At 50.9% G+C, this 23,012-nt stretch carries 18 protein-coding genes; 15 read left to right on the top strand and 3 right to left on the bottom strand.

Features of this window, described 5'->3' with window-relative positions; translation table 11 throughout:
* Positions 1 to 11 precede the first annotated feature (11 nt).
* The 10 genes from lysA (at position 12) to CBP12_RS13595 (ending at position 14,824) form a co-directional block, all read left to right on the top strand.
* On the top strand, positions 12 to 1,268 hold the full coding sequence (lysA, locus tag CBP12_RS10055; protein WP_086964310.1) for a diaminopimelate decarboxylase: 1,257 nt from the start codon (positions 12 to 14) through the stop codon (positions 1,266 to 1,268).
* A 28-nt stretch (positions 1,269 to 1,296) separates the two neighbouring features.
* Complete coding sequence (gene dapF, locus CBP12_RS10050) at positions 1,297 to 2,106, top strand: diaminopimelate epimerase (protein ID WP_086964309.1); 810 nt, start codon at positions 1,297 to 1,299, stop codon at positions 2,104 to 2,106.
* Positions 2,103 to 2,861 carry a DUF484 family protein gene (locus tag CBP12_RS10045; RefSeq protein ID WP_086964308.1) on the top strand — a complete coding sequence of 253 codons (759 nt, stop codon included), beginning with the start codon at positions 2,103 to 2,105 and terminating at the stop codon, positions 2,859 to 2,861. Before dapF ends, CBP12_RS10045 begins: the two co-directional genes overlap by 4 nt.
* Positions 2,848 to 3,765 carry a tyrosine recombinase XerC gene (gene xerC, locus CBP12_RS10040; protein ID WP_086964307.1) on the top strand — a complete coding sequence of 306 codons (918 nt, stop codon included), beginning with the start codon at positions 2,848 to 2,850 and terminating at the stop codon, positions 3,763 to 3,765. The genes CBP12_RS10045 and xerC overlap by 14 nt, the downstream gene beginning before the upstream one ends.
* Positions 3,766 to 3,859: 94 nt before the next feature.
* The gene (locus CBP12_RS10035; protein WP_086964306.1) at positions 3,860 to 4,567 is read left to right on the top strand and encodes an HAD-IA family hydrolase; all 708 of its coding nucleotides are present in this window, start codon (positions 3,860 to 3,862) and stop codon (positions 4,565 to 4,567) included.
* 248 nt (positions 4,568 to 4,815) lie between these two features.
* A complete protein-coding gene (uvrD, locus tag CBP12_RS10030) occupies positions 4,816 to 6,984 on the top strand; it encodes a DNA helicase II (protein ID WP_086964305.1) in 2,169 nt (722 codons plus the stop codon).
* Between the two features lie 232 nt (positions 6,985 to 7,216).
* On the top strand, positions 7,217 to 12,148 hold the full coding sequence (locus CBP12_RS10025; RefSeq protein ID WP_198341793.1) for an alpha-2-macroglobulin family protein: 4,932 nt from the start codon (positions 7,217 to 7,219) through the stop codon (positions 12,146 to 12,148).
* 11 nt (positions 12,149 to 12,159) lie between these two features.
* Complete coding sequence (locus CBP12_RS13605; RefSeq protein ID WP_198341792.1) at positions 12,160 to 12,729, top strand: alpha-2-macroglobulin family protein; 570 nt, start codon at positions 12,160 to 12,162, stop codon at positions 12,727 to 12,729.
* Positions 12,726 to 13,457, top strand: coding sequence for a transglycosylase domain-containing protein (locus tag CBP12_RS13600; protein ID WP_198341791.1), 732 nt, complete (start codon positions 12,726 to 12,728; stop codon positions 13,455 to 13,457). The genes CBP12_RS13605 and CBP12_RS13600 overlap by 4 nt, the downstream gene beginning before the upstream one ends.
* Before the next feature lie 80 nt (positions 13,458 to 13,537).
* Complete coding sequence (locus CBP12_RS13595; RefSeq protein ID WP_198341790.1) at positions 13,538 to 14,824, top strand: penicillin-binding transpeptidase domain-containing protein; 1,287 nt, start codon at positions 13,538 to 13,540, stop codon at positions 14,822 to 14,824.
* A 322-nt stretch (positions 14,825 to 15,146) separates the two neighbouring features.
* Here CBP12_RS13595 and rarD read toward each other — a convergent pair whose 3' ends face one another.
* Positions 15,147 to 16,049: an EamA family transporter RarD gene (rarD, locus tag CBP12_RS10015; RefSeq protein WP_086964304.1), complete on the bottom strand. Its 903-nt coding sequence runs from the start codon at positions 16,047 to 16,049 to the stop codon at positions 15,147 to 15,149.
* Positions 16,050 to 16,467: 418 nt separating this feature from the next.
* Here rarD and CBP12_RS10010 point away from each other — a divergent pair, with 418 nt between their 5' ends.
* Entirely contained in the window at positions 16,468 to 16,863 is a 396-nt protein-coding gene (locus CBP12_RS10010) for a hypothetical protein (RefSeq protein ID WP_086964303.1), read from the top strand.
* A gap of 157 nt (positions 16,864 to 17,020) precedes the next feature.
* Positions 17,021 to 18,847 (top strand): DNA helicase RecQ, encoded by a 1,827-nt coding sequence (gene recQ / locus CBP12_RS10005; RefSeq protein WP_269765816.1) that lies wholly within the window; start codon positions 17,021 to 17,023, stop codon positions 18,845 to 18,847.
* 73 nt (positions 18,848 to 18,920) lie between these two features.
* Here the strand turns inward: recQ and CBP12_RS10000 are convergent, their stop codons facing one another.
* A complete protein-coding gene (locus tag CBP12_RS10000) occupies positions 18,921 to 19,220 on the bottom strand; it encodes a c-type cytochrome (RefSeq protein ID WP_086964302.1) in 300 nt (99 codons plus the stop codon).
* 198 nt (positions 19,221 to 19,418) lie between these two features.
* On the opposite strand from CBP12_RS10000, the gene CBP12_RS09995 reads away from it, so the two are divergent.
* The 3 genes from CBP12_RS09995 (at position 19,419) to CBP12_RS09985 (ending at position 22,004) form a co-directional block, all read left to right on the top strand.
* Positions 19,419 to 20,852 carry a protein adenylyltransferase SelO gene (locus tag CBP12_RS09995; RefSeq protein WP_086964301.1) on the top strand — a complete coding sequence of 478 codons (1,434 nt, stop codon included), beginning with the start codon at positions 19,419 to 19,421 and terminating at the stop codon, positions 20,850 to 20,852.
* Between the two features lie 16 nt (positions 20,853 to 20,868).
* Positions 20,869 to 21,150: a DUF3630 family protein gene (locus tag CBP12_RS09990; RefSeq protein WP_086964300.1), complete on the top strand. Its 282-nt coding sequence runs from the start codon at positions 20,869 to 20,871 to the stop codon at positions 21,148 to 21,150.
* 185 nt (positions 21,151 to 21,335) lie between these two features.
* Positions 21,336 to 22,004, top strand: a complete 669-nt coding sequence (locus tag CBP12_RS09985) for a 7-cyano-7-deazaguanine/7-aminomethyl-7-deazaguanine transporter (protein WP_086964299.1) — start codon at positions 21,336 to 21,338, stop codon at positions 22,002 to 22,004.
* Between the two features lie 311 nt (positions 22,005 to 22,315).
* Here the strand turns inward: CBP12_RS09985 and elbB are convergent, their stop codons facing one another.
* Positions 22,316 to 22,963, bottom strand: a complete 648-nt coding sequence (elbB, locus tag CBP12_RS09980; protein WP_086964298.1) for an isoprenoid biosynthesis glyoxalase ElbB — start codon at positions 22,961 to 22,963, stop codon at positions 22,316 to 22,318.
* Positions 22,964 to 23,012: the final 49 nt, after the last annotated feature.

Raw genomic sequence — 23,012 nt, 5'->3', positions numbered from 1 at the left:
AGGAACACACCTTGGATTATTTTAATTATCAAACCGATGGCCGCCTCTATGGTGAAGGCTGTGATTTAAGCGTTTTAGCCGAGCAATATGGCACGCCACTCTATGTTTATTCACGAGCAACGTTAGAGCGGCACTGGCACGCCTTTGATCAAGCCGCGGGGGATGTGGCGCACTTAATCTGTTATGCCGTAAAGGCTAACTCTAACCTTGCGGTGCTAGGTGTGTTGGCGCGCTTAGGCTCTGGCTTTGATATTGTGTCTAAAGGTGAGCTGTGTCGAGTACTGGCCGCCGGTGGCGATGCCAGCAAAGTGGTGTTTTCTGGCGTGGGCAAGCGAGTCGAGGAAATTGAATTTGCGCTTGAGAAGAATATTTTCTGTTTTAACGTCGAGTCTGTGGCTGAATTGGTGCGGATTAACGAAGTTGCCGGCCGTTTGGGTAAAATAGCCCCTATTTCTATTCGAGTTAATCCCGACATTGATGCTGGCACCCATCCTTATATTTCCACCGGTCTTAAAGAAAATAAGTTTGGTATTCCTATTGAGCAGGCCCAAGACATTTATGCTCAAGCCGCCGCCATGGAAAACTTAGCTATTCACGGACTTGACTGCCATATTGGCTCTCAGCTCACCGAAGTGGCGCCATTTTTAGAAGCAGTGGATAAGCTATTAGTATTAATTGATGCCCTCGCCAGTGATGGTATTCATATTAAGCACTTAGATGTGGGTGGCGGCTTAGGCGTGCGCTACGATAATGAAACGCCGCCTGAGCCCAAAGAATATGTGCAACAAATTAAGGCTAAATTACAAGGGCGCAATCTCACCTTGGTGTTTGAACCGGGCCGTGCCATTGCTGCTAATGCTGGCGTATTGCTCACCCGTGTGGAGCACATAAAGCCTGGCGATGCTAAAAGCTTTGCTATCGTTGATGCCGCTATGAACGATCTCATCCGCCCAGCCTTATACAGTGCGTGGCAGGCCATTATCCCCGTGGATAACACCTTAGAGCGAGCCAAGGCGGTCTATGACGTGGTAGGGCCTATTTGTGAAACGGGCGATTTTATTGGTAAAGACCGTGAGCTAGCGATCACCGAAGGCGACTTATTAGCGGTACGCTCTGCGGGTGCTTATGGTTTTGTCATGGCATCTAATTACAACAGCCGCCCAAGAAGCGCAGAAGTGATGGTTGATAAAGAGCAGGCTATTTTAGTACGCGAGCGCGAAGTATTAAGCGACTTGTGGCGCGGCGAGCATCTGTTGCCGCAGGCGTAAGGGGAAACTTGTGATCCACTTTTCCAAAATGCAGGCCCTTGGTAACGACTTTATGGTCGTCGATGGCATCACCCAAAAAGTGTTTTTTAATCCCGAGGTGATTCGCCAACTTGCCGATCGTCATTTTGGTGTGGGCTTTGATCAACTATTGTTGGTTGAACCTCCTTATGATCCGGATGTGGACTTTCATTATCGTATTTTTAATGCCGATGGCAGCGAAACCCAACAGTGCGCTAATGGGGCTCGTTGTTTAGCACGCTTTGCACGACTTAAAGGCTTAAGCCATAAAGATCGCATGAGTGTGAGTACGCAACATGGTCAAATCACCCTAACGCTTGAAAAAGATCACCAAGTAACCGTTAACCTAGGCGTGCCCCAGTTTGAGCCTGCTCAGATCCCCTTTAAGGCGCAAAAGGCGGAAAAGACTTATTTAGTGCCCTCTGCCATTCAGACCGTGCTCTGTGGTGTAGTTGGGCTCGGTAATGCTCATTGTATTGTCGAAGTCAAAGAGCTTAAAGCCGACATTCATAGCCGTTTGGCCGCAGAGCTTACTCAGCATGAGCGTTTTCCTAATCGGGTAAATGTAGGCTTTATGCAGGTGCTTAATGGTCGAGAAATTAAACTGCGTAGCTTTCACTGCCATGGTGAGGAAGTGCTCGCCAGTGGCACGAATGCCTGCGCTGCCGCCATTATGGGAATGTATTGGGGTAGGCTAAGTGAGCGAGTACAGGTGCAGTTTGCACATGGTAGCTTAACCGTTGCTTGGCAAGGACCGGGCAAACCGGTATTTATGACCGGCTCGGCAGAGCATGTTTTTGATGGACAAGTGAACTTATGAGCAAAATAATTAGTGCTGCCACCAGTGAGACCTCAGCGTCCAGTGCGGACAGTGAGCTTATTACTCGCCCCTCTGCTGGGGCGTTTTTGCTCGATGAAGTAGAAGTGGCGCAATATCTGCAAAATGAGCCTGAGTTTTTTGCTCGCCATGCGCAGTTGTTAAAAGACTTGCGCCTACCTCATCAAGCCCGTGGCAGTGTGTCTTTAGTCGAAGCCAAATTAGAGCAACAGCGGCTGCGTATTTATGATCTGGAAGATGATATTACGGCTTTGATGACGGTGGCCGGCGAAAATGAGCGTATTTTCCGAGTCTATATGGACTTGATGCCGCAGCTATTTCATTGCCAAAGTGTGGTTGAACTCGAGCTGTGTTTGCGCCAAACCCTGCAATCCCAATTGCGCTTGGCGGCGGTGCGGTTAATTTTAGATAGCCGCACTATTACCTGCACGCCTGCCCTTGCCAGCGAGTCGCTAGAGCGCTTATATCGCGAGCGAATGGCCAGTCAAAATGAATACTTAGGGCGCTTAGGAAAAGAAGAAAAGCTGCGTTTATTTCAACACTCGTTAGTCAATTCCTGTGCACTCATTCGCTTAGGTGAGCAAGGTGAGCTTGGCTTATTAGCCTTTGGCAGTGCCGATGCCAGCCATTATGGCTCCGATATGGATACCTTTTTGTTGAGACAACTGGCAGATGTGGTGTCTCGGGTCTTAACCAAGTTAGTGGCAGTTGAGCCTCAATTAAATGAGCCTGGTTAGCGTGTCTGATCTTAATGACAGCATTGAGCGCTTTTTAGAATATTTGCGCATCGAGCGCCAGCTTAGTATGAATACCCGTGCTAACTATGGCCGTAATCTTAAGGTCATGACTAAGCAATTAAGTGAACTGTCACTTAGCGCTTGGACACAGCTAACGGTGCAACATGTGCGTGGGCTGGCTACGCGCATGCATAAAAATGGCTTATCGCCACGCTCCATTGCCACTCAGTTAAGTGCACTGCGCAGCTTTTGCGACTGGCTGATTATCCAAGGTCAGTTGCAAGCTAATCCCGCTCGTGGCGTGAGTGCCCCTAAACAAGGCCGGCCGCTGCCTAAAAACTTAGATGTTGATGAGCTGCATCAACTAATGAATATCGATGAGTCAGATCCGTTAGCGGTGCGTGACCGTGCCATTATGGAGTTGATGTATTCGTCAGGGCTGCGACTGGCAGAATTAGTGGACTTGAACTTAGGCGATATTCAGTTTGAAGAACGCCAAGTGCGGGTGATCGGTAAAGGTAATAAAGAGCGCATTTTGCCGGTGGGGCGCATGGCGCTTGAATGGTTAGAAAAATGGTTAGCGGTGCGCGATGCCATCGCCGGCGGTGAGCAGTTCGCGTTGTTTGTCAGTAAACAGCAAAGACGCATTAGCCACCGTAGCGTGCAGCTGCGTATGGCCGAGTGGGGCGGTAAGCAGGCGTTGTCTAGCCATATTCACCCTCATAAGCTGCGCCATTCATTTGCTACTCACATGCTAGAGTCCAGCGGCGACTTGCGGGCGGTACAAGAGTTATTAGGCCATGCCGACTTAGCCACCACGCAAATTTATACCCATCTTGATTTTCAGCATTTAGCCAACGCCTACGACAGCGCTCACCCTAGAGCTAAGCGTACTAAAGAGTAGCGGTACGTTTGGCGCTGTACGCTTTACGTTAAACACAACACAGCTCTTAACTGACGACGTACAGCGTACGGCGTTATCTACCTTTAGGAATTTTATGCGCTTTTATAAACGACTGATGCCGGTCAAGGTGATTAGCTTTGATCTTGATGACACCTTATACGATAACGTGCCCGTGATAACAGCCGCCGAAGCTTGGCTATTGCAGACACTTAAAAATCATCGACCTGAGTCCACGTTATTAAGCAAAGAGTCGCTTGCCACTATTAAACGCCAACTATTGGTGAGCGAGCCGGAGCTGGCTCACGATGTGAGTGCGCTGCGCTTGCGCATCTTAACCCATGGCCTACAACAGCAAGGCTTAAGTGAGCGCGCCGCTGGCGAGCTAGCAGAAGAGTTTTACCAAGGCTTTTTAACTGAGCGCGGTAAAATAACTGTGCCAGACATGAGCCACCAAGTATTAACCGAGCTAGCTCAGCGCTATCCGTTGGCGGTGATCACCAATGGCAACCTGCCCATAGCGCACACGCCGTTAGCGCCTTACTTTAAGACAGTACTGCGCGCCGGTATCGATGGCCGCATGAAACCTGCCGCCGATATGTTTAACACTTTGGCCGAGCAAATGGGCGTGCAAATTAATGAAATACTGCACATTGGCGATCATATTAATACCGATGTCTTAGGTGCCGTGCATGCTGGCTGCCAAGCGATTTGGCTTAATGACCAAGGTCGCCACACTGGCGATTTACAGTGTTTACCTCATGTAGAGCTAGAGCGGTTGGAGCAAATGCTAGAGCTGTTATAATCCCTTCAGTAATATCACATAACGCCTGTGAGACCTGTTGAAAGACAGGGCATTAAAGACTTCTTTGCCACGGAATACACAGAACAACACGGAAAAGAGCAAACTCACGAAAGATGATTTTTTAGTTGATACGATCTTTATATATATACATTTCACTATTCTATCTTTGCTCTACGTCCGTGTATTCCGTGGCGAAAATGCTTTTATATCTTAAAGTTACGGCGAATTAATACTAATCAGGAGTTGTAATGGATGTTTCCAGCCTGCTTGACGGCATGAACGACGAGCAACGAGAGGCGGTGGCCGCTCCCGCCCAGAATATGCTAGTGCTGGCGGGAGCAGGCAGTGGCAAAACTCGGGTGCTGGTGCATCGCATTGCCTGGTTAATGCAAGTAGAGCAGGTGCCGGCGTCGGCTATTTTGGCGGTAACCTTTACTAATAAAGCTTCTGCCGAAATGCGCTCCCGAGTAGAGAAGTTATTAGGCGGACGCTTATTTGGCCTGTGGCTGGGCACCTTTCACGGTCTTGCTCACCGTTTACTACGCGCTCATCATCTGGATGCTAAACTGCCGCAAGACTTTCAAATACTCGACTCCGATGATCAGCAGCGCTTACTGCGCCGTATCCTTAAAGGCATGAATTTAGATGAAAAGCAGTGGCCACCGCGCCAAGCAGCAGGCTTTATTAATGCCCGCAAAGATGAAGGTTTACGCCCAAAAGATATTCAAGTCTTGCATGATCCGGTGCAACAAACTTACCAGCGTATTTATCAGGTTTATCAAGAAACCTGCGACCGTGCTGGCTTAGTCGACTTCGCCGAGCTATTACTGCGCGCGCATGAGCTCTGGCTCTACAAACCGCATATTTTAGCTCACTACCAAGACCGCTTTCGCCATATTTTGGTGGATGAATTTCAAGATACCAACAGCATTCAATATGCGTGGCTGCAAATGCTAGCCGGCAGCCAAGCCAATGTCATGATAGTGGGTGATGATGACCAGTCCATTTATGGCTGGCGCGGGGCGAAAGTGGAAAACATTGCTCGTTTCTTACAAGACTTTCCCGGCTCGGCCACCATCCGACTTGAACAAAATTATCGCTCCAGTGCCACTATCCTAAAAGCCGCTAATAGCTTGATTGCTAATAATATGGAGCGCATGGGTAAAGAGCTGTGGACCGAAGGCGAGCAAGGCGAGCCGATATCTGTATATGGCGCCTATAACGAAGTAGATGAAGCGCGGTTTGTGGTGTCACAAATCCAGCAATGGCAGCAACAGGATAATGACTTAAGTGAAGCGGCTATCTTATATCGCAATAATGCGCAATCACGAGTATTAGAAGAGGCCTTAATTCAAGCGCGTCTACCTTATCGTATTTATGGCGGCTTGCGTTTCTTTGAGCGCCAAGAAATTAAAGACGCGCTCAGTTATCTGCGCTTAATGAATAATCGTGGTGATGAAGCCGCTTTTGAGCGCATCGTCAATACGCCCACCCGCGGTATAGGCGAGCGTACCTTAGGTATTATTCGCGCTGCTGCGCGCGAGCGCCAACTCACTATGTGGCAAGCGGCGTGGGCGTTAGTTGAAGAGAAAGTCTTGGCGGGACGCGCCGCTACTGCGGTCAGTCGCTTCTTAGCATTAATTAACCAGCTAGAAGATGATACTCGTGAATTGCCGCTACATGTACAAACGGACCGCGTGATAGAGACTTCGGGTTTAAAAGCCATGTATCAGGCGGAGCGCGGCGAAAAAGCCCAGGCAAGGGTAGAAAACTTAGAAGAGCTGGTGAGTGCGACTCGCCAGTTTTTGCCCTCAGAAGACGATGATATGTCTTTGCTGTCGGCGTTTTTATCTCATGCGGCCTTAGAGGCCGGTGAAAATCAAGCGGATCAGTTTGATGATGCGGTGCAACTCATGACGCTGCACTCGGCCAAAGGCTTGGAATTCCCGCTGGTATTTATGGTGGGCGTAGAAGAGGGCATGTTTCCCAGCCAGCAGTCTGCAGAAGAAAGCCAGCGCCTGGAAGAAGAGCGCCGTCTCGCTTATGTGGGCATGACGCGAGCCATGAGTAAGCTATTTATTAGCCATGCCGAAACGCGGCGCGTCTATGGTAAAGAAATGTTCCATCGTCCCAGTCGCTTTATTAAAGAGCTGCCACAGGATTGTTTAGAAGAAGTGCGCCTTAAAGCCAGTGTCAGTCGTGCTATGCCTAATGGCCGTTTCAGTCAAGACCGCGTACAGGACACCTTTAATGAAACCGGTTTTCGTTTAGGGCAGCGGGTGGCTCATCCTAAGTTTGGTGAAGGCGTGGTGTTAAATTTTGAAGGCGCTGAGGCTCATAGCCGCGTGCAAGTCCAATTTGCAGATGGCGGTAGCAAGTGGCTAGTCACCGCGTATGCGCGATTAGAAGCGCTGTAATTTAAATCGTGAAGAGTGAAGCCATCACTCCCCCTTACTAACTTGCCAAAAAGCACCGAGCCTAACACTCGGTGCTTTTTTATAGCCCTGTCACAGCAATTTATTAAGTTAGTGCCTACTATAGATGGGCTTAACAAGGCCAAGAGAACACCCCGCTAACAGGCGAGCTAAAGCAAGGCCGTAACAGCCTACTTAGGTGAGTGCATAACGAAATAAAAGAAAGGATTCTACTATGTCGATTGTTCGTCGTCTAAGTTTGGCTGTGCTGTTGGTACTCAGTCTAGGTTCAAGCATGGCGGCAGAAGTGATTCCAGCCCAGCGCTTTGTGATGACCAAAGATGTGGACTTGCCCGGCGGCGATATTAGCTCGCTGTTTGATACCACCTTTGAAGCCTGTCAGCGGGCCTGCGTGAGCACTAACAACTGTGCCGCCATCACCTTTAACTCCAGCAACGGCTCCTGCTTTTTAAAGGCGGAATTTAGCGAGCCCCTCGATTATGCGGATGCGCTATCGGGGTATGTGCTGCCTGCGGACGCGACTACCTTGGCCTTGGCGCAAACCCGCGGCGCAGAATTAAGCTTCTTACCCGCTCGTGAGCTGACTAACGCCCTAGAGCAAGCAGAAAAATTGTCGCTGCGCTATTTAAACAGTGCCGCCGCGAGCTTTAATTATGGGGCCGATACCGAGGGCGCGCTTAAATCCAGTGCCGAGTACCGTGCCGCTGCCATGCGAGAAGCCAACAACGGCAATCAGTCTCGGGCCAGTGCCTATCAGGGGTTAGCGGTGAATATTAGCGATGCCCCAGAAGATTGGGCTAGCTATGCTAGCTTATTGCGCCGCGCCGCCGCCAGAGATAGCCGTAACAAAAACTCACTGCAACAACGAGCACTCTTCGCCAGTATCAATGGTTATTTACGCGCCGACAGCCCAGCACTGCGCCATAATTTATTGGTCACCATGGCCGAAATTCTCGAGCAGCGTGATCGCGGCTTAGAAATGGTGCCGGCGCTGCGCCTCGCCCTGCAAATAGAGTCCCGAGCTAACACCCAAATCGCCCTCGATACTGCCATTGGTAAATATGGCTTTAGAATTATCGAGCATGATGTGCAAGCCGACAGCGCACGACCGCGTATTTGTGTGCAGTTTTCTGATGATCTTGCCAAAACCGATGTTGACTTTAATAAGTTTGTACAGTTCGATGAAAAAGGCCTCACCGTAGAAAAAACCGGTGACCAAATGCTGTGCGTCGAAGGCGTGGACCACGGTGCCCGCCATAAGTTAATCTTTCGCGCCGGCATTCCGGCCGCCGATGGCCAGACCACAGGGAAGCCAGTCACTATTACCGCCTATGTGCGAGACCGTACCCCTAGCTTGCGCTTTCCGGGCCGCGCCTATGTGTTACCAAAAGTGGGTGACAATGCAGCCTTGCCCATAGAAGCCGTCAATACCGCCAAGGCAGATTTAACGCTGTTTAAAGTAACGGACCGCAATATCCTGCGCGCCATCCAAAGTGAATACTTTGGGGAGCCTATGTCCTATTGGCGTGAAGATGAATTTTCCAGTGACGTAGGCGCCGAAATTTGGCAAGGCCATGCGGAGCTGGCCATGGAAGTGAATCGCGACATGACCACCCGCTTGCCGATGGCGGAAGCCTTGGCCGGCCAAGGTGCCGGCATTTTCGCGCTGCGCGCCAGCATGCCCGGTAAAGAAAGCTATGACGTTACACCGGCCTGGCAGTGGTTTGTGGTGTCCGATTTAGGCATTAGCACCTTAAGCGGCACCGACGGTTTGCATGTGGTGGTGCGCAGCTTAGGCACGGCCGACGCCAAGACCAATGTGAAGGTGGAATTGCTTAGTCGTAGCAACGAAGTGTTAGGCACGGCTGTCACGGATAACCAAGGCTATGCTCATTTTCCCGCGGCCTTGACCCGAGGCCTAGGCGCCCAAGCACCGGCCATGGTAGTGGCCAAAGAAGGCAGTACTAAGGCAGGCCCTGGCCAAGAACCCCCAGCTGATATGGCCTTCTTGTCGTTAACCGATCCGGAATTTGACCTATCAGATCGCGGCGTGGAAGGCCGTGAGCCGGCCCCTCCCATAGATGTATTTTTAACCACAGACCGCGGCGCCTATCGGGCCGGTGAAACCGTGTATGCCACGGCCTTAAGCCGTGATGCCCAAGCTAAGGCGATAGTGGGCATGCCGCTTACCGCCATAGTGAAACGCCCAGATGGCGTAGAATACGCCCGCGTGGTGGCGGACGATGCCGGCGGTGGTGGCCATGTATTTGCACTGCCCATTGTCGACAGTGCCCCCCGTGGCTTATGGCTCTTGGAGCTAAAAGCGGATTTAGAAGCCCCGGATCTGGCGGCACAAACCTTCTTGGTGGAAGACTTCTTACCGGAGCGTATCGATTTTACGCTCAACTTACCCGATAGCCCGGTGCGCTTGGGCGACAGTCCCAAACTGACGCTGGATGCCAGGTATTTATTTGGTGCTATCGGTAGCGATTTAAGCGTAGAAGGCGAGGTCACCTTAAGTGCCGCCTCGGGCTTAGCCGCCTTCCCGGGCTACCAATTTGGCCGCGCAGATGAGCCCTTTAAAACTCAAATGCAAAGCTTTAGCGGCCAAACTACCGATGACCAAGGCCGCGCCGAGGTGAATTTATCGCTGCCCGATGTCACAGACCCCTTACGTCCGCTGCAAATAACGGTAGCGGCGCGCGTAGCCGAAGGCTCGGGCCGTCCGGTGGAGCGCCGCTTAACCCGTACGCTGCAACCCAGTGCGGCCATGATAGGCGTAAAACCCTTATTTGATGAGGTGGTGAAACAAGGCAGCCAGGCACAATTTTCTTTACTGGCGATAGGTGCAGATGAAAGCCCCACCGCCATGGCGGTAACCTGGGAATTATCGCGCATTGAAACCCGTTATCAGTGGTATCAAGAATACGGTAACTGGCGCTGGCAGCCGATCACCAGTCGCGAGCGGGTGGCCGAGGGCCGTGCCGATTTAGCCAAGGCCGCCACCATAGCCGCCCAAGTCGATTGGGGCGAGTATGAACTTGTGGTGCGCCAAGCCGATGGCGGTGATGCCACTACCTCACGTCGCTTTTATGCGGGCTGGTATGCGCCGGCCGACGTAACCAGCAGCCCAGATACGCTGGAATTATCTTTGGATAAGCCGGCCTATAGACCGGGCGAGGTGGCGCAATTACGTTTAGTGCCCAGAGCAGCCGGCAAGGCGCTGGTGTATGTATTATCTAATCAATTGGTCAGCATGAAGGTGGTCGACGTTAAGGCTGGCGAAAATACCATTAAGCTAGATGTGACCGACGACTGGGGCACGGGCGTCTATGTGTCTGCGACCGTATTAAGACCCATGGATGTGGCAGCGGGGCGTAATCCGGCCCGCGCCTTAGGCTTGGCTCATGCCAGCATAGCGCCGGGCAACAAAGCCTTAACGGCCACCATTGAAGTGGCGGATGAAGTGGCGCCTCGGGGCCCCATGGACATTGCCCTCAAAGTAGATGGCTTAACGCGCGGTGACACCGCCTACGCCACCATAGCGGCGGTGGATGTCGGCATTTTAAATCTCACCGCCTTTAAATCCCCAGATCCTAAAGGCCACTACTTTGGCCAGCGCAAGCTGGGGGTAGGTATGCGTGACTTATATGGCCGTTTAATCGATGGCCTAAGTGGTGCGGCAGGCACGGTGCGCTCCGGCGGTGATGCCGCCGCCCAAGCGCGTATGCAAGCGCCGCCGCCTACCGAAGAGCTAGTAGCCTATTTTACCGGCCCGGTAACGGTCGATAAAGACGGTTACGCCCGCGCTACCTTTGATATGCCCTCCTTTAATGGCACCGTTAAGGTGATGGCTGTGGTTTGGTCTGACACCGCCGTTGGCCAAGCGGATGCCGAAGTGCTGGTACGAGATCCCGTGGTGGTCACCGCCTCAATCCCGCGCTTTATGTCACCCCAAGATGAAAGTCGGCTGTTGCTGGAAGTGGTGCACGCTACTGGACCTGCGGGCAAGATGGGCTTAGCCGTAACCGCCACAGACTTAACGCTGGGTAGCGTACCTAAGGAATTTGAGTTAGCTAAAGGCGGCAAGGCTAAGTTTAGCGTGCCCATTACCGCAGGCGCCGAGGGGCTGCAAACGGTGACGGTCACGCTCATTACGCCCGATGGTAAAAAGTTAATCAAAGAGTTGCTAATACCTATTCACAATGGCGATCCTGAAGTGTCCCATACCCAACGTCTGCAATTGGCCGCCGGTGATAGTTTCACCCTTAACCAAGACGCCTTTGCCGACTTTGCGCCGGGCTCAGGGCTGGCTACCTTGTCGGTGGGACCCATAGCGCGCTTAGATGTACCGGGCTTGTTGGCCAGCTTAGACCGTTATCCTTACGGTTGTACCGAGCAAGTCACCTCGCGCGCGTTACCGCTGCTGTACTTCGATCAAGTGGCCAAGGCCATGAATCTAAAAGGGGCAGAAGACTTACCTAAGCGTATCAGTCATGCAGTTAGCGAAGTGCTGACCAACCAAAGCGCCGAAGGTGGCTTTGGCTTATGGGGACCCAGCTCGGGGGATTTTTGGCTCGATGCTTATGTCACCGACTTCTTAAGTCGGGCCAAGGCCCAAGGCCATAACGTGCCCGAGGTGGCATTGCGCTCGGCACTGGATAACTTGCGTAACCGCGTCAACTACACCGCCGACTTCGATAAGGGCGGCGAGGCCTTGGCCTATGCGTTGATGGTATTGGCCCGCGAAGGGGCGGCCACCATAGGTGACTTACGTTACTACGCCGATGTTAAAGGCGATGCCTTTGCCACGCCCATTGCCCAAGCGCAGCTGGCGGCGGCCTTGGCCAGTTATGGCGATCAACAGCGTGCCGATGTCATGTTTAGTAAAGCCGGTGCGCGAGTGGCGGGTTATGAATCCCTGACCGAGGCACAAATTTATCGCAGCGATTACGGCAGTCGTCGTCGCGATGTGGCGGCGGTGCTGACGTTGGCCACCCAAGCGAAATCCAAGGCGGTAGACGCCGAAGAGTTAGCCTTAAGCCTGCGCCCCGATGGGGGTAGTTTATCCACTCAAGAAGCCAGCTGGACCTTATTGGCGGCCAACGCCTTAATTGAGCAGCCCGGGGGGAGGGGATCACCCTAAACGGTAAGCCGGTGACGGGTCCCTTAGTGCGCGTACTCAAGGCCGATGATAGTGGCGAGATGCGGCTGGATAATGGCACCAACCAAGCCACCACCTTAACCCTAACCACCTATGGCGTGCCTAAGGTACCTAAGCCTGCCACCGGTAATGGTTATGCCATTACTCGCAGCTATTACCAGATGGACGGCAGCCCAGCCGACTTAGATAACCCAGTAAAAGCGGGTGAGCGTCTGGTGGCCGTGCTGGAGGTGATCCCCTTTGGTAAGGAGCAAGCGCGCTTAATTTTGGCCGATCCCTTGCCAGCGGGCTTTGAGATTGATAACCCTAATCTGTTGCGTGGCGGCGAAGTGGGCAGCTTAGAGTGGCTGGACGTGCACAGTAATATCGAGCACAGCGAATTTCGCCAAGACCGCTTTATATCCCAAGTCGATTGGTCTGGCACTAATACGCTGCGTTTAGCCTATGTGGTGCGTGCCGTATCGCCCGGTGAGTTTCATCACCCGGCGGCCTCGGTAGAAGACATGTATCGCCCAGCCTATCGCGCGCAAACCGACGCCGGGCGGGTGATCATTACCGAGTGATTATAAAAAGTGATCATCAAAAAGTGAGCGCACGGGCTTGGCAGCTCTCTAGGTTAAGTGCGCCCCTCACGCTCTTGTTAGTATGCTGGGCGGCGCTGCTGGCGGTAGAGAAGTGGCTGGATGCCACCGAATTGCCCAATCTGACGGTGGCCACGTCGGTAGAGGTGTTGGCCCGCGACGGTCGTTTATTGCGCGCCTATACGGTAGCCGACGGTCGCTGGCGCATGGCCATTGCCGCTGACGAGGTCGACCCAGACTTTACTGCCATGTTAATCGCCTATGAAGATAAGCGCTTTTACCGTCATGGCGGTGTGGATCTGCAGGCCCTATTACGGGCGCTGGTGCAGGCGGTTAGCCAAGGCCGTGTGGTCTCGGGGGGCTCCACCTTAACCATGCAGGTGGCGCGCTTATTAGAAGATAGCGGCACCGGCCAACTTAAAGGCAAGCTGCGCCAAGCCCGCGTGGCCTTGGCGCTGGAGCGCCACTTAAGTAAGGCCGAGATTTTGCAGCTCTACTATCAAGTGGCACCCTATGGCGGCAATATTGAGGGGGTACGCGCCGCGTCTTTGGCCTATTTTGGCAAGGAGCCGATACGCTTAACCCCCGCCCAATCTGCCTTATTAGTGGCCTTACCCCAATCCCCCGAAGGTCGCCGGCCAGACCGAGCCCCCAAGCCGCAGCCCTTGCCCGAGAGAAAGTACTGGCGCAAGCGGTTACAGCTGGGTTAATCGCGCCCGAGCAAGCCCAGGCTGCCAATCGTGAAGCCATCCCTAAGCGGCGCCAACGCTTGGTGGCCTTAGCGCCGCACGTGGCCGACCGATTAATAGCCGCCCAGCCTGATCTGCAAACCCACCACACTAGCCTAGATGCCAGCTTACAAAGCCGTATACAAGACTTGGCCGTGCAGGCAGTGGCGGCGCACGGCGAGCGGTTACAGGTGGCGATAGTGGTGGCCAACCATAATAGCGGTGAGATATTGGCGTCTGTGGGCTCATCCGCCTATAGCGCCGATAACCGCCTAGGCTTTATCGATATGAGCCGCGCTGTGCGCAGCCCCGGCTCCACCTTAAAACCCTTAGTCTATGGCCTAGCCTTTGATGAAGGCTTGGCCCATCCGGAAACCTTAATTGAAGACAGGGCCATGGACTTTGGCGGTTATGCGCCGCAAAACTTCGATAAGATATTTCGCGGCGAAGTGCGCATTCGTGAAGCCTTACAGCTGTCCCTTAATTTGCCGGTGGTGGCCTTAACCGATGCGCTGGGGCCGGCCAAATTAATGGCGGGCTTGCGCCGTGCGGGCGTTAAAGCCCGAGTGCCCGGTGGCAAGCCGGGCTTGGCGGTGGCGCTGGGTGGGGTGGGCGTGACGCTGGAAGATATGGTGGGCTTATATGCCACCATAGCTCGCGGCGGCGTGGCGCAGCCTTTGCATTTTAACCCCCAACCAGTTAACTCAAAACACGCCGCTACCCAGCCGCAAGGGCTGCGGGTGTTATCTAAGGTGGCGGCCTGGCAAGTGGCGGATATTTTATCCGGCGTGGCGCCACCCATAGGGGCGCCGGTTAACCGACTGCCCTATAAAACCGGCACCAGTTATGGCCACCGAGATGCTTGGGCCATCGGCTTCGATGGCAGCCATGTAATAGGGGTGTGGATGGGCCGCGCCGACGGCACGCCCGTGCCCGGGGTATTTGGTGCCGATTTGGCCGCGCCCTTATTATTTCAAGCCTTTGCCCGAGTAAAACGCCAGTTGGACCCACTCCCCTTGCCGCCACCGAGCTCCTTAATGGTGGCCAATGCCAACTTGCCCCCGCCCTTGCAGAAGTTTCGCCCCCGCCAGAGCGCCTTTATGGCGGCCAATGCACCTAAGGTGGACTTTCCGCCCAACGGCGCCGAAGTGGAGCTGATGGATAATCACTTACTGTTACGGGTGCGCGGCGGCACAGGCCCTTTCACTTGGCTGGCCGACGGCGAGCCAATATTAGTGAGTGCTCGCGCGCGCGAGCAGTTAGTGGCCATGCCGGGACCTGGCTTTGTGGAGCTGTCGGTTATCGACAGTAGCGGCCAATCGGCCCAAGCCAAAGTAAGGTTGCGCTAAATCCGTAAGGGGTAAAAAGTGAAGTGTGAAGTGGGTGAGCTAGAGCACCTCGTCTACACGAGGGAGTGTGATGGTTATGCCGTCATCCTGATGAACATCAGGAGCTCGCTTTCAATATTTAAAGGCTAAAACTTCTTTGCCACGCAACGATAGAGATCAGGTCTGAAAGGTCAAAAGCCTTAATGGGTAAGGGCTAAACACTAAACACCAGATCTTGAACGAGGGCAGCCCTTACCATAAATATGCTTTACTCTTGTCGCTTGTGGTCTTGTCCGTGAGTTTAGTTCTGTGTTTGTGGCAGAAATAATTTGGCTCTCGAAGCTTAAGGAATTTGGCGCAAGGCGGTTTTTTTGCGCTGCTTAATGCTCTCCCAGCTGTAAATGACTAATGAGCACCAGATAAGCCCGAAAGTAATAATTTTATCGGCGCTAAAGGGCTCGTCATAAAGTCCCACCGCCACTAAGAACATTAAGCTAGGACCAATATATTGAAAAAAACCTAGAGTGGATAATTTAAGACGCTTAGCGCCCGCAGCAAATAGTAATAAGGGGGCTGTGGTTACTATACCGGCGCAGATTAACCATAAATTTGTCTGTAATGAGTTTGCTGTTAAGTGACTGGTGGGCGTATCGGCAATCAATAATAAATAACCGGCAGCTAAGGGTAACAGTACTAAGGTTTCTAGCATCAAACCGGTAATAGGGTCGACGAGGACGTGTTTACGGATTAGGCCGTACAGACCGAATGACAGCGCGAGTACCAGCGCAATCCAAGGTAAACGGCCAAATACGATAAGCTGGATCAGCACGCCGCTGGTCGCTAATGCCACCGCCGCCCATTGGATAGGCCGAAAGCGCTCGCCTAAAAACAGCATGGCTAACACAATATTAAATAAAGGATTAATGTAATAGCCAAGGCTGGCATCCAAGATATGGTTATTGTTAATGGCCCAAATATAAACTCCCCAATTTAGACCAATAATCAACGACGATAAACTCAGTAGCAGTAAATTTTTAGGTTGACGTAATACCGCTCGCACTCTGGGCCAAAACTTCAGTACGCTCAATAACACGAGTAATAGTAAAAATGACCAAATGACTCGATGGCTTAAGATCTCATAGGCCGGAATTTGAGTGAGTTGCTTAAAGTATAAGGGGGCAATACCCCAGAGCGTATAAGCGCCTATTGCATAAATGGCGCCGTGGCTGGCTTGATCTTTTTCCATTGCTCTAATTTAGCTGTTAAGGAGAGGTTTATTATAGCGAGCTTAGTCCCAAGTCACCTGTCATTTATAGTATTAAGCCAATGCTGTTATCGCTGCCCCTAAAATAGTCATATTGCTGGGTAAACAATGCCAGCTTTTGTCGTAAAGACAGTCACTTGCGGCTTTTAAGCAAGTTAAGAGTGGAGTTTGCGGCCGCTTTTAGCCTACTCTTAGAGCTGGAAAAATCTCCGTTATCCTTACTTATTTATCGTGCTTTTTGCCCTTATTTATTAGGCTAGGTCTGAAATATAAAGCGTGTTGCCAGCTTAAGGTTAGCGGGCAATAACTAGCTGCGTTTAATAGCTGTAGGTGATGGGTTTTTTATAAGTTAGCTCTTTAAAAGCTGGCTGTGGGTCAGTGATGTTATCTAGGTGATAGAATGAAGACGTTATTATTAGCAGGGATGTTAAGTACTTTGTGGTGCGCAACGACTTGGGCCAGTGAAGTACAAGCGATTAACTTTGTCAGTTTAAGTGCAGAGCAGGCGAATAGTTCAGTTTTTTATATCAAAATGCCCGCAGGCTCGGTGGCTACTGTGTCTTTAGGCGGAGACGATAAATTTATAGACTCCTCTGGCGCGGCAGGCGTGGGGATAGAGTTTGAAGATAATATTGCCTTTATTAGAATAAACGACATTACTAAAGCCTCAGTAGGGCTAGCCACTGAATGCGGGCTAGGATTATCTATCGTTATTGAGCAAGTCGATAGCGAAGTCGATATCAAAGAAATACAGCCTAAGGTACATATTTCAGCCGCGGATATTTGCCATAAATAAGTCTTATATCTGGGTAAGGTAATGGCCTAAATATAACGTGTCATTACCTTGCTTATAGAAAAGCGGAGTGGCATTTTATTGTGCAATTTTGCTGCAAGCTTCATTGTTGGGCGCCCCTGCTTTACAATAGCAATCCGCTTTTATCTTGTAGGCTGACATGACTCCCTTGACTGCACCCGCTGACTCCGTTGCTATTCCTGATACGCCCTTAGCAGTATTGCAGCAAGTCTTTGGTTACCAGAGCTTTCGTGAAGGTCAGCAAGAGATCATAGACACTGTGATTGCTGGGCGCGATGCCTTAGTCATTAAGCCTACCGGCGGCGGCAAGTCTCTTTGTTATCAAATTCCCGCCTTATTACGTCCCGGCCTAACTATTGTGGTGTCGCCGCTGATCTCCTTAATGAAAGACCAGGTAGATAGCTTAGTGGCCAATGGTGTGGCGGCGGTATATATCAATAGCACCCTCAGTCGGGAGGTGATGCACAATCACTTTACGGCCATGCGTCGTGGCGAGGTAAAGCTGGTGTATGTATCACCTGAGCGCTTGCTGCAACAAGAATTTATGGAGCGCCTTGGCGAGTTAGAGCTTGGTTTATTTGCTATTGATGAAGCGCATTGTATTTCCCAGTGGGGCCATGACTTTAGGCCTGAATATGCGCTATTAGGGCGCTTAAAACAGTGGTTTCCACATATTCCGGTCATGGCGCTCACCGCTACCGCCGATGAAGCCACTCGTCAAGATATGCTGAGCCGATTAAATTTAACCGATCCTTTAATTCATATCGCAAGTTTTGATCGCCCCAATATTCGCTACACCTTAGTCGATAAATTTAAAGGGGCAGAGCAATTACTGCGTTATGTGGCCGACCAACCTGGCTTATGTGGCATTGTTTATTGCTCAAGTCGCAAGCGAGTGGAAGAAATCGCTGAGCGCTTAATTGCGCGCGGCCATAAGGCGGCCAGTTATCATGCGGGCTTGCCCTTAGAGGTTCGCCAATCGGTACAAGAGTGTTTTACCCGTGATGACCTCGATATAGTGGTGGCCACCGTGGCCTTTGGCATGGGCATCGATAAGCCCAACGTACGCTATGTGGTGCACTATGATATTCCAAAGAATATCGAGTCCTACTATCAAGAAACCGGCCGGGGTGGACGGGATGGCTTACCTGCTGAAGCCTTATTGTTGTATGACCCGGGGGATGTAGGGCGGGTACGGCGCTTATTAGAAAATAATGAAAATGCTCAGCAAACCCAAGTGGAGCTATATAAGCTCAATGTGATGGCCGCCTTTGCCGAGTCATTGACTTGTCGGCGCCAAGTATTGCTGAACTATTTTGGTGAATATCAGCGTGAGGCCTGCGGCAACTGCGATATTTGTCTGGATCCCCCTACGCGCTACGATGGGAGCCAAGATGCACAAAAAGCGCTGTCTTGTGTGTATCGGGTGGGGCAGGGCTTTGGTGTTATGTATGTCGTGGAAGTGTTACGTGGAGCGGATACCCAGCGTATTCGCGAGCATGGTCATGACAAACTTTCTACCTATGGTATTGGCAAAGACCAAAGCCAAGAGCACTGGGTCAGTGTTATTCGACAACTTATTCATTGTGGCCTACTTAGCCAAAATATTACCCGTAATATGGTGTTGCAGCTTACTGAGGCGGCGCGGCCTGTGTTGCGGGGTGAGGTAAGCTTAGAGCTTGCCGAGCCACGGTTAGTGCGTGTTAAGTCCAAAGACAAGAGCGATACCGCTTTAACTAAAGCACAAGATAAGGCCTTGTTTCAAGAGATGCGCAAATTACGCAAGCAGCTCGCCGATGAAGCCGATGTGCCGCCTTATGTGGTGTTTAGTGATGCGACCCTAATTGAGCTGGCGCGCTATCGGCCAACGACAGAGGCGCAATTACTGCGTATTAATGGCATAGGCGCGCGCAAACTAGAGCGCTTTGGCGCGGCATTTTTAACGTTATTACGCCAGCAAAGCTGAAAAATCGTCAAATGTGAGAAGTGAGGGCTGAACTTATCCCTCACTATTTACCTCTCACCCTTCACTGTATTGATTACAGACTTGCGTAATAAGCGGCTAAGTCGGCGATATCTTCATCAGATAAAGGTCTGGCCATCGGCGCCATTATAGGATTTTCGCGCTCGCCATCGCGAAAGTGCTGAAGTTGGCTTGCCAGATAGGCTTGTTTTTGCCCAGCAAGGTTAGGATAAATTTCTAAAGAAGAGACGCCCTCGGCGCCGTGACAAGCGGCGCACACCGCAGACTTTGCTTTACCGGCATCGGCATTGCCTTCGGCAAAGGCGGGACTAGAAAGACAGGCAAAAGCCGCCATGGCTATTAACCATTTTTGCATATAAGGCTCCGTTATTTTTAGCTCATTAAAATAATGCTGCCAAGACAAATAACGGTTGCAGACATCGACTTAACTAAGGTGATAAGCACCATTACTGCTCTTTTCCCCATTATCGACCCAGTTATTGCTTTGGCCGGCGCAGTATAAAGTAAGTTAAGCTAAAAAATAACACTCTGCTAACAGCAATAGGACAAATTTATGCGCTTTGATAATAGATACGCAGGTTTTGCCTGGGCGGGGGCTCATGTCCAGCCCAGCCCCTTAGTCGGGCCGCGTTTGCTGCTACTTAATACGGCACTTGCCGAACAGTTGGGTATTGAGCTTAGCCAAGAACAATGGCGAGATTTAGTGGCGGGCCATTGGCTAGCGCCGGGCATGGCACCTTTTGCCCAAGTGTATGCAGGCCATCAGTTTGGCGGTTTTAGCCCCCAGCTTGGCGATGGCCGCGCCTTATTATTAGGCGAGGTGATCACGCCCAGTGGGCAGCGGTGGGATCTCAACCTTAAAGGCGGTGGCAAAACCCCTTATTCTCGCTTTGGCGATGGCCGTGCTGTCTTGCGCTCTTCGTTACGGGAATATCTCGCCTCTGAAGCGCTATATCACTTAGGTATTCCTACCACGCGCGCGCTCGCCTTAGTAACCAGCAAACAACCTGTTTACCGAGAGCAAGTAGAGGCAGGTGCCGCCGTATTACGTGCGGCACCTAGCCATTTACGCTTTGGGCATTTTGAGTATTTTTACTATGCCGGCCAGACTGAGCATATTCCTACCTTGCTTGATTATTTAATTGATACTCAATGGCCTGATTTAAGCAAAGATAGTGCCGGTTACGGTGAGCTGTTTACTCGGGTAGTGGAGAAAACGGCCGCTCTTATTGCTCAGTGGCAGCTAGTGGGCTTTTGCCATGGCGTACTCAACACTGACAATATGTCGATGTTAGGGTTAACGCTAGATTATGGCCCTTATGGCTTTTTAGATGCCTACGACGGCGATCATATTTGTAATCACTCAGACACGGGCGGGCGCTATGCGTACGATCAGCAACCGGCGGTGGGCTATTGGAATTTACAACGCTTAGCACAGGCGCTCTCTGGCGTTATTGAAATGGAAAAATTACAAGTTGCATTAAGCCAATATGAAGGGCAATTAATGAGAGCCTATTCTGAAGGGATGCGCCAAAAATTAGGTTTAAGTAGCTGGGAAGAAACGGATCCGGTGCTATTTCGCGATATGTTTAGCCTAATGCAACAGCATAAGGTGGACTATACCTGCTGGTTTCGCCGATTAGCGGGAGTCAGTGAAAGCGGCGCTATTCCCGCAGACTTACAAGCTTTGTTGCCAGACACTAACGCATTCGCCTTATGGTTTAGCCAATATCAGCTACGTCTAGCCCGTGAGCCAAATAAAGACCATGAACGAGTGCGCCAGATGCACAGTGTTAATCCTAAATATATATTGCGTAATCATCTTGCTCAGCAAGCCATTATTAACGCGGAGCAGGGTGATTTGAGCGAGGCCGATACCTTACTAATGTTGCTCGCTCGCCCCTTTGATGAACAAGCGGAATTTGAACGCTATGCCGAGCCGGCCCCCGCATGGGCCAGTGAATTAGCGATATCTTGTAGCTCTTAATAACAGGTTATAAAAAATGCACTCTTGTACGCAGCATCAGGTGCTCAATAATAGCCAAGCGCTCACCTTTGATAGCTTTCCCGCTTGGGCAGAGCAATTTATTCGTCAATTAGGGCTGGTGCTTTATGAACGCGAACAGGGAGCGGATTATCAGCGTTGGTTAATCGATTTTGAAGGCAGCCGTTTACTATTATGTTTTGAGCATTATGCCGGTTGCGCTTGGCTGGTGCCCTTTAGCGAGCAAGATAGAGAAACGGCTCTCTGGCTTACTCAGTACTGGCAACAAATATCGGCTTAATAGGAAGGCGATTTTGTTTCACCTGAAGACAAGTTGCAAATAATGGGCTAGTATAGCGCCCGCTATGGCATGTGGGCTCGCCAGCGGGCAACAGCGCTGCATAAATCACATGTTTAGCGTACACTGTTTACTCCAATATTATTTTCACAATGGGTTCCCTAACCCCATTTTAAAAAAGGTACATCATGGTTATTTCACCTCAGCAGTACAATACGGCTTTACTTAGGCTGTCTTTATTTCATGTAGCAATTATTGCCGCGAGTAATTATTTAGTTCAACTCCCCTTTACCCTGTTTGGTTTTCATACCACTTGGGGGGCTCTGAGTTTTCCCTTTATCTATTTAGCAACCGATCTTACGGTGCGCATTTTTGGTGCGGCCATGGCGCGGCGCATTATCTTATTGGTAATGCTACCGGCCCTAGCCAGCTCCTATGTGTTATCGGTGTTGTTTTTTGATGCTAAATATCAAGGGCTAGCGGCACTATCTGAATTTAACCTATTTGTAGCGCGTATCGCGCTAGCCAGCTTTATGGCGTATGTATTAGGTCAAATTATGGATGTATCGGTGTTTAATCGACTGCGCAAAATTAAGGCGTGGTGGGTAGCACCTACTTGTTCCACTATTTTTGGCAACTTAGTGGATACTTTAGTGTTCTTTTGTTTGGCTTTTTACCGCTCGCCCGATGCCTTTATGGCCGAGCATTGGGTAGAGATCGCCGTGGTGGATTATGGCGTTAAGCTATTGTTTAGCTTAACACTCTTTGTCCCTGCGTATGGCTTACTGCTTAAATACTTAACCACTAAATTTGTGGGTGAGGCGGGAGTCAGAGTCAGTAGTCAAGCCATCAGTTAGCTCTGTGACGCACTCTTTTTATGCAGACCCCAGTATCGCTTGATACAGGGGTCTTATTTTTTTATAGGCAAGCGAGCAGCCGGTTTAAAGCCTCGCTAAAATACTCGGTGAGGGCGCTTAAGCGACTTAATTAAAAAAAATACAAATTATAGTTGCAAACATTAATGATAATAGTTATCGTTAACTTGCTTTCGAGGAAGGGCTCCCGCAGTATTACGCTATGCGTAATAGGAGACGGTTTTTGAAGGCGCGACATTGCTCACATTGCTTCCAGAGTTTTTAGGCCAGCTTATTAGCTGGCCCTTTTTTTATTACATCTCCAATAACCGCTTCACTAATTTTCCGATACCAATGTCCGCTTCAGCAATATTTTTGGCCAGCATGTAGGCGGGGGTTGAGATCACCTGATAGCGGCTATCTTCCACTGTATCGGTTACTGCACAGCCAATGTGCTCCCCGCCCATAGCGACAAATGCTTCGGCAGTCGCACTATCTGTGCCTATGGTGCCTTTTACTCCGCTAGGGTAGATGCGCGGAATTAAAATAGGCGCTATACAGCAATAGCCTGCAGGTTTACGAGCGCTGGCAAATGCCTTGCAGACGCTGGCTACTTCCTGGTCTAGCTGCATCTGTGTGCCTTGGCTGGCAAAGTCACTTAAGTTTTTTGCTACCCCAAAACCACCCGGTAATAACAATGCATCAAAGTCTGCTACCTTTAGCTCGCTAAGCGGTTTAATCTCACCGCGGGCAATACGCGCCGCCTCAGTGAGTACGTTACGCTGTTGACTATCTTCTGGCTTACCAGTGAGATGATTGGTAATGGTTTGGTTTTTATCAGGGGCAAAGCATTGATAGCCAGCACCTTGTTTAGTGAGATGTAATAAGCACAGTACGGCCTCGTGAATTTCTGAGCCATCATTAACGCCACAGCCGCTTAAGATAATGGCAACCTTTTTCATACTCACTCCTTTTATAAAATGCGCATGCTCGATGAAGTCATTGGCGAGC

Source organism: Oceanisphaera avium (assembly GCF_002157875.1).
Lineage (GTDB): Bacteria > Pseudomonadota > Gammaproteobacteria > Enterobacterales > Aeromonadaceae > Oceanimonas > Oceanimonas avium.
This window is presented reverse-complemented; position numbering and strand designations above follow the sequence as displayed.